15 protein-coding genes are annotated in these 16625 nt (G+C 58.3%); 3 read left to right on the top strand and 12 right to left on the bottom strand.

Annotation, left to right across the window (positions count from 1 at the left end; genetic code table 11):
• Positions 1-1623 (bottom strand): methyl-accepting chemotaxis protein (locus AC07UK_RS36955; protein WP_494688030.1); only part of this gene is annotated, 1623 nt, incomplete at its 3' end.
• Between the two features lie 657 nt (positions 1624-2280).
• Entirely contained in the window at positions 2281-2640 is a 360-nt protein-coding gene (locus AC07UK_RS36950) for a hypothetical protein (protein WP_494688031.1), read from the bottom strand.
• A gap of 349 nt (positions 2641-2989) precedes the next feature.
• Here AC07UK_RS36950 and AC07UK_RS36945 point away from each other — a divergent pair, with 349 nt between their 5' ends.
• The 3 genes from AC07UK_RS36945 (at position 2990) to AC07UK_RS36935 (ending at position 5540) form a co-directional block, all read left to right on the top strand.
• Positions 2990-3328: a hypothetical protein gene (locus tag AC07UK_RS36945; protein WP_494688032.1), complete on the top strand. Its 339-nt coding sequence runs from the start codon at positions 2990-2992 to the stop codon at positions 3326-3328.
• Between the two features lie 426 nt (positions 3329-3754).
• Positions 3755-4063, top strand: coding sequence for a flagellar transcriptional regulator FlhD (gene flhD, locus AC07UK_RS36940; RefSeq protein WP_494688033.1), 309 nt, complete (start codon positions 3755-3757; stop codon positions 4061-4063).
• A gap of 358 nt (positions 4064-4421) precedes the next feature.
• Positions 4422-5540, top strand: coding sequence for an RNA-guided endonuclease InsQ/TnpB family protein (locus AC07UK_RS36935; RefSeq protein ID WP_494688034.1), 1119 nt, complete (start codon positions 4422-4424; stop codon positions 5538-5540).
• A 285-nt stretch (positions 5541-5825) separates the two neighbouring features.
• Here AC07UK_RS36935 and AC07UK_RS36930 read toward each other — a convergent pair whose 3' ends face one another.
• From AC07UK_RS36930 to AC07UK_RS36885, 10 genes are all read right to left on the bottom strand, one after another.
• On the bottom strand, positions 5826-6623 hold the full coding sequence (locus AC07UK_RS36930) for a TSUP family transporter (protein WP_494688035.1): 798 nt from the start codon (positions 6621-6623) through the stop codon (positions 5826-5828).
• A 42-nt stretch (positions 6624-6665) separates the two neighbouring features.
• A complete protein-coding gene (locus AC07UK_RS36925) occupies positions 6666-7793 on the bottom strand; it encodes a sulfotransferase family protein (RefSeq protein WP_494688036.1) in 1128 nt (375 codons plus the stop codon).
• Positions 7790-8854 (bottom strand): DHH family phosphoesterase, encoded by a 1065-nt coding sequence (locus AC07UK_RS36920; RefSeq protein ID WP_494688037.1) that lies wholly within the window; start codon positions 8852-8854, stop codon positions 7790-7792. Before AC07UK_RS36920 ends, AC07UK_RS36925 begins: the two co-directional genes overlap by 4 nt.
• Before the next feature lie 19 nt (positions 8855-8873).
• Positions 8874-9542, bottom strand: a complete 669-nt coding sequence (cysC, locus tag AC07UK_RS36915; protein ID WP_494688038.1) for an adenylyl-sulfate kinase — start codon at positions 9540-9542, stop codon at positions 8874-8876.
• Positions 9543-9689: 147 nt separating this feature from the next.
• Positions 9690-11387 carry a methyl-accepting chemotaxis protein gene (locus AC07UK_RS36910; protein WP_494688039.1) on the bottom strand — a complete coding sequence of 566 codons (1698 nt, stop codon included), beginning with the start codon at positions 11385-11387 and terminating at the stop codon, positions 9690-9692.
• A 321-nt stretch (positions 11388-11708) separates the two neighbouring features.
• Positions 11709-12197, bottom strand: coding sequence for a zinc ribbon domain-containing protein (locus tag AC07UK_RS36905; protein WP_494688040.1), 489 nt, complete (start codon positions 12195-12197; stop codon positions 11709-11711).
• Between the two features lie 245 nt (positions 12198-12442).
• A complete protein-coding gene (locus tag AC07UK_RS36900; protein ID WP_494688041.1) occupies positions 12443-13075 on the bottom strand; it encodes a response regulator in 633 nt (210 codons plus the stop codon).
• A 235-nt stretch (positions 13076-13310) separates the two neighbouring features.
• Positions 13311-13928: a thioredoxin domain-containing protein gene (locus tag AC07UK_RS36895; RefSeq protein ID WP_494688042.1), complete on the bottom strand. Its 618-nt coding sequence runs from the start codon at positions 13926-13928 to the stop codon at positions 13311-13313.
• Positions 13929-14524: 596 nt separating this feature from the next.
• A complete protein-coding gene (locus tag AC07UK_RS36890) occupies positions 14525-14869 on the bottom strand; it encodes a DUF6616 family protein (protein WP_494688043.1) in 345 nt (114 codons plus the stop codon).
• A 95-nt stretch (positions 14870-14964) separates the two neighbouring features.
• Entirely contained in the window at positions 14965-16470 is a 1506-nt protein-coding gene (locus AC07UK_RS36885) for an amidase (RefSeq protein ID WP_494688044.1), read from the bottom strand.
• Between the last annotated feature and the right edge of the window lie 155 nt (positions 16471-16625).

The following is a 16625-nucleotide window of genomic DNA, read 5'->3' as shown; positions in this document are numbered from 1 at the left end:
GTTTGCTATGCATCGCTCGTGTTGCTCTTTACCTGAAACCCGCCACGATACCACCCACTTGAAATTCAAAAGAGGCTCAGATCTCATATCAGCGACCTTGAACACCGAGACGTAGTCGTGCAAGTTCTTCGCCTGCTCCTCGAGAGACTGAGCCGCGGCTGCGGCTTCCTCGACTAGCGCCGCGTTCTGCTGAGTGACTTCGTCCATCTGATGGACGGCCTGATTGACTTGATCGATGCCTCGACTCTGTTCCTGTGATGCCGCCGTGATCTCACCGACAATATCCGAAACCTGCTTGATCGCCTGTTTCACCTTTTCCATAGTCGCGCCCACTTCCGCGGCCTGCTTCGAGCTATCCCCCACCAGCGTGACGGACGACTCGATCAATCCCTTGATTTCCTTCGCGGCTACCGACGCTCGTTGGGCCAGGCCTCGCACCTCGCCAGCGACGACCGCAAATCCGCGCCCATGGGCGCCCGCACGCGCCGCTTCGACAGCGGCATTCAGCGCGAGGATGTTTGTCTGAAACGCAATACCTTCGATCAGCCCGATGATTTCCCCAATCGTCACGGAGCTCTTGCTGACTCTTCCTATGGTCTCGACCATCGCCTGAACCGCGTCATTCCCGGTGTCGGCCATGTCAGCTGCTGCCGCCGCCAATCTATTAGCGTTTCGGGCATTGTCGGCGTTCTGCATCACGGTTTGCGTCAACTCCGCCATGCTTGCGGCGGTTTCTTCCAGCGATGCCGCCTGTTCTTCCGTGCGCGCGGAAAGATCGGTGTTGCCTGCCGCAATCTGCCGCGCAGCCGATGTAATCGACTCCGCACCGGCGCGAATGCGGCCGACGGTCGACGACAGGTGCTCCTGCATGCGACCCATGTTGGCAATCAGGCTGTCAGAATCCCGGAAGCGAGTGTCAACAGCCACCGCAAGATTACCGGCAGCGATGCTGCTGGCGATCTCGACCGCGTATGCGGGTTCTCCCCCGAGACTGACCTTGATATTTCGGATGATTATCAGCATCACAACGGTGATACCCCCGCCGAGCGCGAACAGTAGAACGCACCAGCGCACCAACGCAAGATAGAAGGCATCATCGACATCGTCGGTGTACAGGCCACTTGTGATGCACCAGTCCCAAGGCGCGAAGTACCCAACACGAGCGATCTTTCCGACCGGCTGGTCATGCCCGGGCTTGGGCCACTGATAGGAGAAGTCGCCCCCGCCCGCACGGCCGAGCCTGGATATCTCCTGGATCAGGGGCAGCAACGTTGGACGGGATTGGCTGTTTCCTTCAAGCTCCGGTTTGATCGGATGCATGAGCATGTTGTCCCGGGTGTCAGTAATCGTCAGATAGCCGTCCTCGCCGAAACGCATGGCACGTACTTGGGCAAGCGCATCGCGCTGCGCATCGCGCTTTTCCAGTGTGCCTTTTTCGGCCGCGTCGGCATACCTCTTGATCACGCTAATGGCGGTTTCTACTTCATTCTTCAGCGCTGACTTGCGCTCAACGAGCATCGTCTCGCGAGTCTGCACCGCGCCCCAGCCGCAAAGGACCAGCAGGCTGATCCACATCAGGCCCAAGGCCAGCCAAAGTTTTGTGTTCAGGGTGAAACGGTGCATGCTGTCTCCTTGATAAAAATATACTTACCCTTTTCCCAGGGCTGCATCGAGGAATTCCAGTATCAAAGCGGACACTTTGCGACGTTATCCCGGATGCATCACGCCGCTAGAACGCCTGCCCGGTCTGCTCATTGTCTGGCAACTACGATTCGGCTTGCTTGCCACATCGCCTTGCTGTCTTCTGCTACCCTCGACGCAGCCCACATGACTGACTCCTCTCCGCTTAAACGGCCCGCATTCCCGTTCTTGTAGTCACGATGTTAGTAGGGAATGGATTTTAAAAAATAAGAAAATCCTCAAATGGAAAAAGCAAGCCGAGTGGGCGGGCTCGCATCCGATGCGATCAACTCGGGATCCCCTTCAGGGACTGCCAGCGTGCGAGGGACATCGGGCAGCGACTCCCCTCGATATGGCACGTCGCGCGCGAGTCCGCCGAACATGACGACGAAAATATCAAGGAACCTCTTTAGGGCACGGAGGACGTCAGCTCAAGAGCACTTTCTTCCTAAATTGCGATATCCGCTGAAGGTGCAGCTGAACGAGTGTGGTGAATTTCAAGCCTTGCCTTCACGTTGCAGCGCATTGCTGGGCGGCTTTCCTGCTCCGTGGCGAAAATGTACCTGCGGCCCCTGCTGCGCAGCAAGCGCGAGCGCCACGCTATCGCTCTACGGATTGGACGAACAGATTGAACTCATTGAGCAGCGCCGAATGATAGCTATCGGGCAACGCGACGTCCTCTGTGGCGGCCAGCCCCGCGTTGACGCGCACCTCGAAGCTGCGCAATATGGCTGAGCGTCGCTCCAGCGAGAGCTCCGGCAACACGGCGCGCAGCATCTCCCCGATCACCAGCAGACGCGCGCCGAACTGGGCTACAGCGTCGCTATGTTTAATAGCGAGCGAAACAAACTCTGCATGCGTTGAAGCAAACTGCTGACTCGCTTCGGCCGAATCGGCCGGAAACATTTCATCCGGGATGACTCGACCGCAATTAGGGATGGTGTGTTTCGATTTCGGCATTTTCCTGAGTGCTAGCTTTGGGCCCTTCCCTCGCTGCGCGGGGGCTATCTGATTTTGGATTCTTCCACCTATCCCAACCCCTGACAATCAGCCATACCCTACCCTTTATAGGGATTCCCTTGATCCCCCAGGAAGAAGCAGCTGCGCAGCGAAAATTCCGACTCTTTCTTTTGCGATATTTCCTATACCTTGGTAGGTATCCGCTGATTGCTTTGAGCCGTGATCGGTGAAAGAATCCGTCATCAGACAGCTAAGCCGAGACCCTTTGAGATGGGATGGCAAAACAATAGGTGTCTAAACGTACGAACGCCCGAGCAAGCTCCGCGGAAATACCGCGAACCAGCGAACCATGCCTAACCACAGTCAAGCCACCCCGGACAACATCCAGACGGGCCGTTCGAAGCATGTAGATCAGCCGTCCACTACGACCGCCGGCGAAGTGCTCTCTCTCGCTAACATGCACAGCGATGCCATCGTGCAGTTTGGGGCGCGCCTGCTCATAGTCGGAGAGATGCTGCGCGCCCTACTACCGCAACTGTCATCGCAAGAACGGGCTGCCGTGTCACGCAGATTCCTATCGCGCGTCGATGCAGTGTTGGCCGCCACCGATGACATCGCGCTGCCTGATGGGTATCACACCGCGCTACTCAGTGAGATCAATTCGTTCATCCGGTCCTTGAAAGACTAGTGCCGACTCCTGTTCGCAAAGCGGCTGAAGTTGGTGCATTCGCATTGGAACGGATAGGCTGCAGGCGTGGCATGAGACTACGATAGGATGGTTCGGAGGCGGGTAGTACTCAACTACCCCCTACGTCTCTTGCGGAGGACGAATTCCATCGCTGCTCAGCGTTTCGAATCGGTAGGCAGGATGCCTCCACTCTGTGCGTATCCGCCGCCTTTCCGCAGCCGCTTACTGTGCCAAAGTCGAAATCGCGTGACGCATGCATCAAGTTTACATAGCACTTGTTGGTCAAGACGTCTGCAGGACGTTCTCTACCAACATCCGAAGCTAGGTTGATATGTCTAGGAGACATAGTGGTTTTTTCGTGCTTAAGGACGTCAATCCCTTTCGCCGGTAGAACCTGACGATGAATCGCATTATTTTCATTATATTATGGAAAATAGTGAATTTCTCCATGACATCAATGATTTCAATCTCACCTATCTGCTACTAGCGCAACGGCTCGTTCGCGAAAATCAATTGGAAGCGATGTATCGTCTCGGAGTTAGTCGGGATATTTCAAACATCCTTGGAACGCTGACCTCGGCGCAGCTTGTCAAGTTAGCGAGAACCAACATAGTGCTGTGCAGATTTCGGTTTGACGACCAGGCGTTGCTGTCTACCTTGATCAACAAGCGCCATGATATTCAGCAGTTCCACGCTGCGATCTTGCTCGCCCAGCAACCGGTGGAGTCGCTCTAAGGAGCGTTTGGGGTTCGGCTAACGATGCTGATGTCTGGGCCTGGCAGACGCACAACCGGCTGCGATACACTGCTGGCGCACCAGACTCCTGCACTCCGTATGGACCTCGCTGCAAGCAGCTTGTCGCGATCCGCAGTCTTTCCTTACCGGTAACCGCAGGACTTCATGGCTCCCTCGCACCGGTACACGGACATCCGTGTTGGCTAGCTGGCCTGACCCTATGGGACCGCCGCGCAAGCCCCGTCTCTTCAGGGCGGGGTAAGCGGCTTCGAGGCTGTTATGGGGAAGGCTAAAACCGAGTCTTAGACTCGGTATGTTAGCCACTTCTCATACTCCGACCGTCACTCGCGTCCTGCGCTTGCGCATCAAGGACAAACATGCTGCCTGGCTTCGCGCCCAAGCGCGGGAGGTGAATTTCGTGTGGAATTTTATCAATGAGCTATCGGGACGCGTATTCGAGCGCGAGCGGCGGTTTATCGGGGCCTACGAGTTGCAGAAGTACACCGACGGAGCGACCAAGGCGGGTCTGGCCTTGCATAGTCACACAGTTCAGGAGGTTGGCCAGGAGTACTGTCGTCGCCGAAAGCAATTCAAGAAGGTCAAGCTGCGTTGGCGCGCTAGCGGCGGCGCTCGCCGCTGCCTGGGCTGGGTTCCGTTCAAGACCGGGGCGTTGAAGTACAGGCACGGCCAGGCGCGTTTCAACGGCCATTGGTTGTCGCTGTGGGACAGCTACGGTTTGTCGGGATACGACCTACGGGCGGGCAACTTCAGTGAAGACGCGCGCGGGCGCTGGTATCTGAACGTGACCGTCAAGGTGGCAGTCGCTGCGCGCTCGGAAGGCCGCGCTTCGGTCGGCATCGACTTGGGACTGAAGGACTTCGCCGCGACAAGCGATGGGCAAGTGCTGGAAGCCCAGCGGCTCTACCGTCGCTATGAAGCGGCGCTCGGTAGGGCCCAGCGTGCGCGCAAGAAGAAGTGCGTCGCCGCACTGCATGCCAAAATTAAGCACTGCAGGCAGGACTTTCTGCACAAGCAGTCCACGGCACTCGTACGAAAGTACGGTGCTATCTTCATCGGCAACGTGAACGCCTCCGCGCTCGCCCAGACCAACATGGCCAAGTCTGTGTTGGATGCGGGCTGGAGCACGTTCCGCACCATGCTCCAGTACAAATGCGATAGCGCGGGCGTGTGGTTCGAGGAGGTCGATGAACGCTATTCCACGCAAACCTGTTCGTGCTGCGAATCACGCACAGGTCCCACCGGGCAGACGGCACTCGGTGTTCGAGAGTGGACCTGTCCGGCGTGTCAAACCTCACATGAGCGCGATGTCAACGCAGCGAAGAACATTCTGCGCACGGGACTCCTTAGCATGGAACAGGCATTTGCCACAGCGGCCGGTAAAGCCGCTGTGAATGAGGCTTCGTCAGAAGCCGGGGGCGGGCGTGCCCCTCTTGCAGAAGGAATCTCCGTCCTTTAGGGCGGAGAGGACGTCAAATTACGCTGCTGGATACTGAATCACACTGGAACGACAACCGGTCTGCCGCGGACTGTTCAAATTGCGAGCAAGCGTGCGCTCAGCTTCGACTCCAGGCGAAATATTGGCGTAGGATTGCCGCTTGAGCTTGTGCAGACGTGCGGCCATGCAGAGCCATGGCTACTTCTGCGGGCCGCTCCTGGCGCGTGGTGAGCTGCTTTCTCTGGCGCGTCAGAGCCTTGGTCAAGTCCTTGCGTCGCTCCTTGAGCAGTTCCCGCGCTCCATCCATCAGTCGCTGCAATACGCGATGTAGGCGGCAACCAACAACAGGATCCCGGCGAATATCATGTTCAGCACCCCCTTATTCCACCGCAACGCCTGCGCCAATCGCATCCCCAGCCTGCCACCGGCAATCCCTCCTCCCACCATGGCAAGCGCCAATGGCAGGCTGACCTTCCCCGCAAACGCATAGTTCACCGCAGTGGTGGTGCCGAAGGCAACTACCGACAACAGTGAGGACGCCACTGATTCCAGCATGGAAATGCCAGCCACGAAATGCAGCGCCGGGACGATCAGGAAGCCGCCGCCGATGCCAAAGAAGCCGGACACACTGCCGGTGGCCAAGGCGGCGCCGGCCGTGGCAAGTTTGTTGGGCGGCGCGGCGCTGGCGGCAGGCGCCAAGGCTGCGGCGTCTGGCTGGTGCGCGCCATGCAGCATTCGTGCCGCGACGACTAGCATCATCAGTGCTAGAAGCAGCAACAGCGCCCGCCCGTTGACGTGCAATGCCAGTGCCGAGCCGGCAAACGCGCCGGCAGCGCCGCAAACCGCAAAGATCAATGCTGCCCGCCATCTAACCAAGCCCGCACGTGCATAGCCGGCCAGATTGACGAGGGCGATCAGCGCAACTGACAAGGCTGTCGAGCCGATTGCCACGTGCGGATCGTCGATCTTAACGAAATACAGCAACATCGGTACACCCAGGATGCCTCCACCGCCGCCCACTAGTCCCAGGCAGAAGCCGATGGAGATACCTGATATTACCGCCAGTGCGATCTGGGCATGCAACAAGGTGAACGCCGTCAGCATATTGACTCTTCCTGTGGAGGCGGCGGGGCGTGCCGATTTTTTTCAGTCAGTGACTTCGAATGCGGCATCCTTCAGCTCGCCGAGCTTATAGGACATCCCCGTCTTGTCCGGCGAATCTGCAGCGGCTTGCGCCTCCAGCCTTTCGCGCACTGCAGCCAGGTGCTGCGCCCGGTGGCGGCGCAACACGTAGTCCCGAAAATTCTCCTGCTCAAGACTCGCCCAGGCAGCCTGCTTCGCCGCTTCCGAACGTTGGCGCGCCGCGTGTAGCTCGTCATCGGCAATCGTCGCGCTGGCATCAGTCATCAACTGATATCCATAGCGTTGCATGTCATCTTTTGCCAGCGTCTCGATGATCTCGATCTCATTGTGGCTGAGCTGCTTCTTGAACTTGTCAATGTTGGCGGCAATCGGTGGGAAACAGTTCGAAGCCCACAGGGCCGACAATTGCGAGATCTGATGCGCTTCCGGAGAACGAGCGACATCTAGCATCTCTGGGAGGTACTCGATCTCAAGGAAGCCACAAACTTTGCGGAGGGTTTCCTCCTGGCTCGCCAGAAAATCTTCGTAGCGTATTGTCAGTACGCGCTCGGGATGGCGCGCCATCAACTCCCTGGCCGCGCGGTGCGCGTCGACCCATGTCAGTGTGTTCGGCAACGTATCGAATTCGTGGATAATTGCGCGGTTCATTGACGCAACCTGGGCGCGCGGATCCCGCACCACGTTGAGAAAGCGCATGTCCGGGAACAGGGTCATCAGCTCGTCGGCGTAGTGCACGCTATCCAGCGACTTGTCCATGACCACATGCGCATTGTCGCGCTCGCCGGCCCGTAGCAGCAGCTCCCAGACGACGCGATGCACGCTGCGGCGCTCATGGCGTATCGCCTCGAAAATCTCCACAGGATCGAACACGACCTCAGGCCATTTGACCATGCTCGCCGCCTGGAGGCCGACCACATCCGTGACCAGGCGGAAGTAGGCGCGATCGTCTTCAAGGTCTCCATATAGCGGCAGCATTGGCATGAGATCGACAATGTGCAGCGGATACGGCGAATAGAAATACGGATTGAAATTGAGCCGCAGTCGCAGCGCATGGCTGCCGCAGCGCCTCAACGGGATCATTAGTACCGGTCGGGGACGGGGACCGGTAGTGCTGCTTACGGCTGCCTTCATCGCAAATTCTCCTCTTGGTGAAAAGGTTCATTGATGCTATCCGGCGGACTCTTAGCATCGGCCGCCGGTGTTCGGCCAACTGCGAAATACGCCGCGAAGGCGGCAATGAACTCGTCCAACTGGGTGGCAGGTAGGTAGTTGATCCCTGCCGCCGCTTTGCGGCCGCCGCCGCTTGGAAATTTCCCGCACAGCTCGTGCGCAGCGTGGATCTCAGGCGAACCCGAGCGAACGCTGACCGCATATGCGCCATCCGGCTTAGCTGTTAGGACGGCAAAGAACGCTGTTGGTCGCTGCGAAGCAAGCTGGTTGGCGAATTCGCCCGAGATGCGGCGGGCCCAGGGCGCGTCCGGCAATACGTAGAGTTCGCCTTCTGCCCATTGCCGCTCAGGCACAAGGGCCTCGGCACGGATCGCATCGTCGCTGTACCCGTCCGCCAGCAAGCGGAAATACGGCGAACTGGCAATAAATTCCAGCGGATCGACAAACTGGTGCACAGCCCTATATAGCGTTTGAGGCGCCACGTGGAGATCGTCGGTGCTATCCCCATACGCGTTGTAATTTAGCATTCGCCCCAGTTCGTCCAGCGCTTCCACGTGGTTTTCGCTGAGGCCGATGGTCGCTGCGAGGCGACTTGCGCTGGTGCGAAGGTTATCCCCAAACGCCGCCACGATCGCCCATTGCCGGAAGCGCCCCCGCAGATAGTGATCGACCAGGATGCTGGTACAGACATCCGGCGAGTCGTTCCAGCAAAAATCTAGCTTGGGATGCGAAAATGCCTGACGCGCCGAGTGGTGATCAAAGTAGCTCACGCGGCCACCGGCCTCCAGGAGGCGGGCGAGCGAAGTAACATTTGCATCAAGCGATATGTCAAGAACGGTGACATCGACGTCGCATTCGCTCGGCACCCTCTGCAGTAACTCGATATCCCGTTTGACCCCGCTGACCAGCGTGGCATCGCGGGGCTCGGCAAGCCTGAGTTGATGGAGCGCACAAATGCCATCGGCATCGCCATTGAATACATCATAGGCGTTTGGCTCGGCCGAAGCAGTGCTCTCGGACACGCTATCTCCCGCAGCCATTTCAAACACCGATGCAGCGGGCAAGGTAGTCGTACAACGCCGCTGTCGCACCTGCCAGCGACACCGTTCCAGTATCGAGCCGCAAGGCAGGAGACAACGGTTCCTCATAGGGCGAGGATACGCCTGTGAACTGCCGAATCTGCCCGCTGCGCGCCTTCGCGTACAGTCCCTTCGGATCGCGGGCTTCGCAGACTTCGGCCGATGTACTGACGTGAACTTCGAGGAATCGTTGGTGGCCGATGATGTCACGAGCCATGGCGCGGTCCGACCGATAGGGCGAGATGAACGCCGTAATTACAATCAATCCGGCATCATTCATCAGACGGGCTACTTCGGCACTGCGGCGGATGTTCTCCTTGCGGTCCGCCTCCGAAAACCCGAGATCCCGATTCAGTTGGTGGCGGATATTGTCGCCATCCAGCACGAAGCAAGGGCGTCGTCCAGCGAGCAAGACGCTTTCCAGCTCATAGGCAATCGTGGATTTTCCGGCGCCGCTCAGGCCAGTTAGCCAGACAGTGGCTGGAGAGTAACCAAACTGGCTTGCTCTGGCTTGCGCGGTCACGCTTCCCGAATGCCAGAAGATATTTGATGGCGCGTCATGGGAGCCACCGTGATCCGCCAGTTTTTCATCAGTCGTGTCTACCTCTTGACTGAGCGCACTATGTTTCATAACGAGGTCTTCCTTGCACGATGACACTGCGATATGAGCCGCGCAAGCGACTGCGCGGCGGCCGATTACTGTTGCTGCCGAGCGTCGATCTTGTCGCTGGGATTCGCGACTAGACTGACGTGCAGCAGTTCTACCGGTGTGCCAGGCTCAGCCAAGCGCTGTTGAAGAACGCCTTGCAGTCACTGACATGACGCTGGATGTTTCCGGAAACAAGCCGTGGTGGTCTTGCGCAGATGGAAGGCCAGCGCCTGGGTCATGCCTGTCGCGGACGCCAGCTAGCTTGAAAACGCTCACAACGCGGACTAGATTGCCGGCCTGCTCCCGCAGCGACTCGGCAGCGGCGGCGGCTTCCTCGACCAGCGATGCATTTTGCTGCGTCACTTGGTCCATCTGCGTTATCGCCTGATTGACTTGCTCAATACCGCCTGACTGTTCTTCGCTCGCCCCCATGATCTCGGCCATGATATGGGTCACTCGCTGGATGCTCGTCACGACCTCGTTCATCGTCGCGCCAGCCTGCTCGACCAATTCATTGCCAGCCTCAACTTTCTGGACTGAATCCCCGATCAGGCCTTTGATCTCTTTAGCAGCGCCCGCGCAGCGTTGAGCCAGATTGCGCACTTCCGCGGCAACCACCGCAAAACCGCGTCCATGTTCGCCTGCGCGCGCCGCTTCGACAGCGGCATTCAACGCCAGAATATTGGTTTGGAACGCAATGCTATCGATCACCCCGATGATATCGGCGATCTTTTTCGCGGATTCATTGATAGACCCCATCGTGTCAACCACTTCCGCCACCACGGTTCCTGCCTTCCCGGCCACATCTGATGCCGCCGACGCGAGTCCATTGGCGTGCCTCGCATGTTCCGTGTTCTGCTTTACCGTAGCAGTCAGTTCTTCCATTGACGCCGCACTTTGCTCCAGTGCCGCCGCTTGCTGCTGCGTACGCGAGGATAGATCTTGGTTGCCGCTGGCAATCTGGCTGGAGGCCGTGGCGATGGTATCCGTGCTGACGTGGACCTGGCTTACGATCTCGGCAAGGCTGTCACGCATCGTCTTCATGGTGTACATCAGGCTTGACCGGTCGCCATCCTTTGTCTTGATTCTGACTGCCAACTCTCCCGCGGCGATCCGGCTGGCTATTTCGACCGCATCGACTGGTTCACCGCCGAGCTGGTTTAGCAGTCCGCGCGTAATCAGCGCTGCCGCGCCAATACTTGCCAGGATGCCGAGCCCGCTCAGCATCAACATCAAGTTCCTGCTGTGGTCATAGGCGGCCTTCGCTTCAGCAGTATTCTTTTCGCTGAGCTTGTCCTCAAACTCTCTCAGTTGACGCAGTAGGCTCCACCACTTCTTCTGTACCGGCCGGTATTCGAAGCGCAGCAGCTTGTATGCCTCGTCCTTCTGGTCTGACAGGATAAGTTCTTTCGCCTTCGCGACGAAGGGCTTCGCGAGCTCCGCCTGCTGTCTGATCTGCTCGAAGAGCGCCTTTTCCTCTTGGGTTGTGTCGCTTAAGGTTGCGAACATGTTGCCCAGCTTCTCTTGGGACTCCGCATAAACCTTGGACTGTGCCTCGATACGGCCTACTTCGATCTCGATTTCGTTCTTCTGATCGGGATCGAGCAGTATCAGATTGCGAAAGGCTAGTGCACGCTCTGTGATGCTTTGGTCCATTTTGGCCGCCAGCTTCGCCTCGACATTGTTGATGTCGGTAATTTCCACCATCATGCCCTGAAGTCGGGCTAGGCGATTCAAGCCAAACAGCGTCACAACTGCGAGCAGGCTAACGATAAGCCCAAAGCCGATTGCTAATCGAGCCACCACTCTCATGCGCGAGAAGTTCATTCTTAGTCCTTTTAGCCTCGCTGGCTGCCATTCAATGTGATCAAGTGGTCATTAGCAGTCTTATGACCATCTCTAGCAGCGGATAACGACAGCTTTCAACGACATATGTAGGGTTGATATACGTTTTTTTTCTTAGGAGAAAATTTCATATCGATTTAACAAAAGTCATAAATCTATAGGATTATCCTGAGTCTTTATCAGAAAATCCTTAATTTTTTGGGCCGCAGCCCAAGGCCAGTCGCTTCAGGGTAAGCGGCGCTGGTTCGGCTATAGGGAGGCTAAAATCGACTCCTAGGTTAGGAATTTGACGTCCTCTCCGCCCTAAAGGACAGAGATTCCTTCTGCAAGAGGGGCACGCCCGCCCCCGGCTTCCGACGAAGCCTCATTCACAGCAGCTTTACCGGCCGCTGTGGAAAATGCCTGTTCCACGCTAAGGATTCCCATACGCAGAATGTTCTTCGCTGCATTGACATCGCGCTGGTGTGACGCCTGACACACCGTACAGGTCCACTCTCGAACACCGAGAGCCGGCCGCCCCGTGGGACCTGTTCTTGCGTCGCAGCAGGAACAGGTTTGAGCGGAATAGCGTTTATCGATTTCCTCGAACCATACGCCCGCGCTATCGCTTTTGTACTGGAGCATGGTGCGGAACGCGCCCCAGCCCTCATCCAACACAGACTTGGCCATGTTGGTAAAATTCCACACGAAATTCACCTCCCGCGCTTGGAGTCGAAGCCAGGCAGCATGTTTGTCCTTGATGCGCAAGCGCAGGACGCGAGTGACGGTCGAAGTATGAGAGGTGGCTAACATACCGAGTCTAAGACTCGGTTTTAGCCTTCCCGATAGCGGACCCTGCGCCGCTTACCCCGCCCTGAAGTGACGGGGCTTGCGCGGCTATCTTATTGGATCAACGAGCCTTGGCCGCCCCGCCTATCTTGGGATGCTTGCGTCGCGGAAGACCGGAGGAAGGAGCCGCGGCGGCAGGCGGCAGGCGGCAGGCGGCAGGCGGCAGGCGGCAGGCGGCAGGCGGCAGGCGGCAGGCGGCAGGCGGCGCATTATTGCACCATGGAATGCTTGATGGCGTAGCGCGCGAGGTCGATGTTGTTGTCCAGCCCGAGTTTCCTCATCAGCCGCACCTTGTGCGTGCTGACCGTTTTAGCGCTTAGCGAGAATGTCCGGGCGATGTCGTTGATGCTTTCACCGGCGGCGAGCCGCTGCAGCACTTGGTATTCGCGGTTGGAGAGAATCTCGTGGGGCGGCGCGTCGCCGGCACTATGGTCCCTGAACACGATCGCGTCGACGAGGCTGGGATCTATGAAGCGCCCTCCTTGTGCGACCTTTCGGATTGCAGTCAACAGGATGTTCGAGTCGCTATCCTTGGTGACGTATCCGCTGGCGCCGGCTTTGAGCGCGCGCGAGGCGACCTGAGCTTCATTGTGCATGCTAAATATCAGGATACCCAGCGCCGGCCACTCAATTCGGATGCGTCCGATAAGGTCAAGGCCGCTGATGCCGGGCATGTTCATGTCCAGCAGCAGCAGGTCTACGGGGTTGCGGCGCATCTTGTCGAGAACTTCCGCGCCACCTGCTGCTTCGGCACTTACCGCGATATCGCCCGAGGTTGCGATGACCTGACGCAGCCCACTGCGTACAATGGCGTGGTCATCTGCAATGAGAATGTTGATCATGATTCATTGCCCCTACCGGGAAATAGTGATGGAAACGATTTTGCCGGCGCCCCGGGGTAATTTCCCGAGAGTCCCGTTCCGGCAGGGCCAGGCACGCATCATAGCCGGAAATAGTTCCAGCCTGGCGTGACGAAGAACGTCATTCCCACATCAGGATAATCTGTAAAATTTATAGGGAAATTCCTATGCCTATTCGTTCAGTCTGAACGGGAAGGAGGCTGTGCCGCGCACCCCTTTAGGGTAGATCCTTATACGATGATGGTCCCCACCATCTGGTAGATGCGACATGAAGCTCGCGAGCGGCAAAGAGGCTCGCAAACTGCTCTCGCGAGTTGACCAGGCCTTTCGCTTGCAAGGTACCGTTCTCTCCGATCAGCACCGCATAGGGGTGCTTCGAGACGCCATAGGCTATGCTCAATTCGTCAGATAGGATGTAAGGAAATTCTTGCAGGCCAGCTAGCCTTATAAACTCGAGATGCGCCAGGCGTTCGCCGTCAGAAGCGAACACAACTCGGAGCCAGCCACGCTTCCGCTCAGCTACGCGCTTCACGTGCGAAATAAGCTTCTTGCATGATGAATACGTCGGAGAAACAAAGACCAACAATGTCGCTTTCTCGCTGGCCTGGCCGTAAGGAGCTCCAAGCTGGATCGGAATGCCGGCCAACGAAGGTATGAGCAAGGCTGGCGCTTTATCGCCAACTTTCGGACCGTCATCCATCGTAAGCTCGTCCATGGGCGCGGCGGCCCGGACATGGTGGCTTCCGATATTCCGCGTAAGCTTTATGCAGAATGCGAGCACGGAAAGGAACAGAAGCCAGAGGAGCGCATTGGATATCAGAAGCGCTTCATTCATGATGAGTGACCTCATGCTTTGACAGGGTATGCCTGTCCATGAAACGTAGATTGCAAGCGGCCGAGTGAAAATCTCATCGATATAGGAACTGCCAAGCGCGAACCCGGGTCCTTGCTATAGGTTCATCGGTCATGGCGGCACCGAGAGAGATCAGTTTCACCACAACAGGAAGAGGCGTGGCCGATTGCAAACAGGCGAGGTGGGCTAACACTTTGAGACACCCAGAGGCCCGGCACGGAGGCGAGATGAAAGCTAAACAATTTCCAGGCTGAACCCTTCAGAGACAATCCCCTCATGCTACGGACGGGCTCAGCGGTCGTTGCGTGCGGCAGGACTCGCCATCTTGAGGACTTTGCCAAGCGGACCCGTTCTTGTCCGATCGGTATCGCTGAACGGGCCGGGCAAGGATCCAGAATTCGTAGAATTGGCACTTCGACTGCTATCGCCGCGCTGCGTCGGTCTCAGGTCATGCCGCCTCGCGCGCCTAAGTTGTAGGAGCTCGTGCCTCGCTACCTCTTCCTTGCAACCTCCGCGCCGGCGTCCATTAAACCTCAACGAAACGCCGGCCTGCGCAGGCTCTATCTGCTACACGGTGACTACTGACCTAGCACGTGCTCGCCAATAATCTTCTCGGGACTTTCCAGCGGGCCGCCAGTGTTTGCGTGCTCGAAATAGTCGTACCAGCCAGTGGCGGCCACGCCGGCAAGGAACGCGTCGCGTGCTTCCAGCGACTCCATTTCCCAAATCGACCAGAAGTCGAATCCCTTGTGAGCCTTATCCAAGGTACGGTCGATCCTGCCAAAGCCGAGTGTGCGGATTCCAGCGCTGGCCATCTGCTGCACTGCCTCCCCAATCTTGGCAGCGAAAGCCGCGCGCTCCTGCTGAGACAGCGCGTGCCAGGTCGCCTTGTACGACCAGTGTTCAACGAGATAGTGTTTCACTAGCGATTCCTATTTGAGAGACAACCAAAAGGAGCCAAAGGCAATCGGGATCCCTCACGGGTTACCATCTTGCCGCCGGCCCTGCGGGGCTTACCTTAGCGGCATGCGGGTGGTGCAGAAAATCCGCCAAGCTCGCGCTCCAAAAGCTTTGCGAACTGCAGTGGCGTACGGTCTTCCAGGTACGGCCCGATCAGTTGCACGCCCATGGGCATGCCGTCGACAAAACGGCCTGTCGGCACCGCCGTGGCAGGCAACTCCGCGACCGTCGCGAGCGAGGGCCATTGCAGGTTATCCAGATACGGACGCGGAAGCCCGTTGACGATCATGCTGCGGGATTCGCTGACGGTGATCGGGTCGAGGGCGCCATCGCCGCGATGATCGTGCGGATACGCGACAGTCGGCATCACCGGGCAGATCAGTAGGTCATAGCGCGTAAAGAATTCGCGCCAAATTCTGAAAAGTCGCTCACGCTGCTCCGCCACAGCCAGGGACTCGAACTTGCGCATGGTCAGCGCTCGCGCCGTCCGCGCCACGTAGCCGTTGTCCTCGGGTGGCAGCGCGGCGGCGGCATCCAGGAGTTGCTGCACCACAGTCGGCGGCAGCCCGCCACCCATGATGGGCAGCAGCGTCAACAGATAGGTATCGTAGGAAGCGTGCGGATCCAGGTTCGGCCTTGCCTGAGTATCGACTGTCACGCCCAAGCGGCGCAGGTCATCAGCATAGGCCTCCATCGCTTCAAGGCAACCCCCATCGACCGCAAAGGCATCTGCCCAGAGGCCGACGCGAAAGTCCTGCAGCCGCTGGTGCCGGCTCGGCGGGATCGCGACACGCCATGCGGTCTGATCCAGTTCACTGGGAGCGACCAGCACATCCAGCGCCAGCTCGAGGTCTCGTGGGCTGCGCGCCAATGGCCCGCCGACGCCCATCTCGTAGCCGCCGCCGTACTGTCCCGGCAATGGCGGGATGTGGCCGCTCATCGGCACTACGCCATAGCTGGGCTTGTGTCCATAGACGCCGCAGAAGTGGGCCGGACAGCGAATCGAACCGCCCATGTCACTCCCTACTTCCAGCGGCGTGAACCCCGCGGCAACGGCAGCCGCCGCGCCGCCCGAGGACCCGCCGACGGAGCGCCCGGCGTTCCACGGATTGTTCGAGGTCCCATAGACCGGGTTACTGGACTGCCAGTCGAAGGCACCCGGCGGCACGTTGGTCTTGCCGAAGACAATGGCTCCGGCCGCCTTCAGCCGGGCCACCGGCGCCGCGTCTTGTTGCGGCCGATGTTGCGCCAGGAACGGGAAGCCGCAGGTGGCCGGCATACCAGTGACTTCGTAGGTATCCTTGATCGTCATCGGCAGCCCGTGCAGCGGCGGCAGTTCACACGATGCAGATTTGTTGTCTGCCAGACGGGCTGCCTCAAGCGCACCTTCTACATCCTGCGCCACAACCACATTCAAGGCAGCATTGTGCTTGCTGACCTGCTCAAGATGCAGGTTTAACAGCTCGACCGCGCCAATCCGACGCTCGCGCAACATTGCCAGCCAATCTGTAGCAGACTGAAAGAGGTCTGAAGTGGAAGGGGCGTTTGGCATGGTGCTGCTCACTAAAATTCTCCGATGTAAAGATCGTCGCCAAGGCAACGCGATCGATGTCTGGCCGAAGGCTAGACCTCCTTTACTCCCGCGTCATCTCCCAAATGGGAGAAGGGCACGCAGCATTTGTTGTGTATGGCTAAAAGGACGCCTCTTTCAGGCACTCG

This window comes from Cupriavidus sp. GW821-FHT07C08, assembly GCF_059419025.1.
Note: the sequence above shows the minus strand (reverse complement) of the source record. Positions and strands in the feature narration are given on the sequence as shown.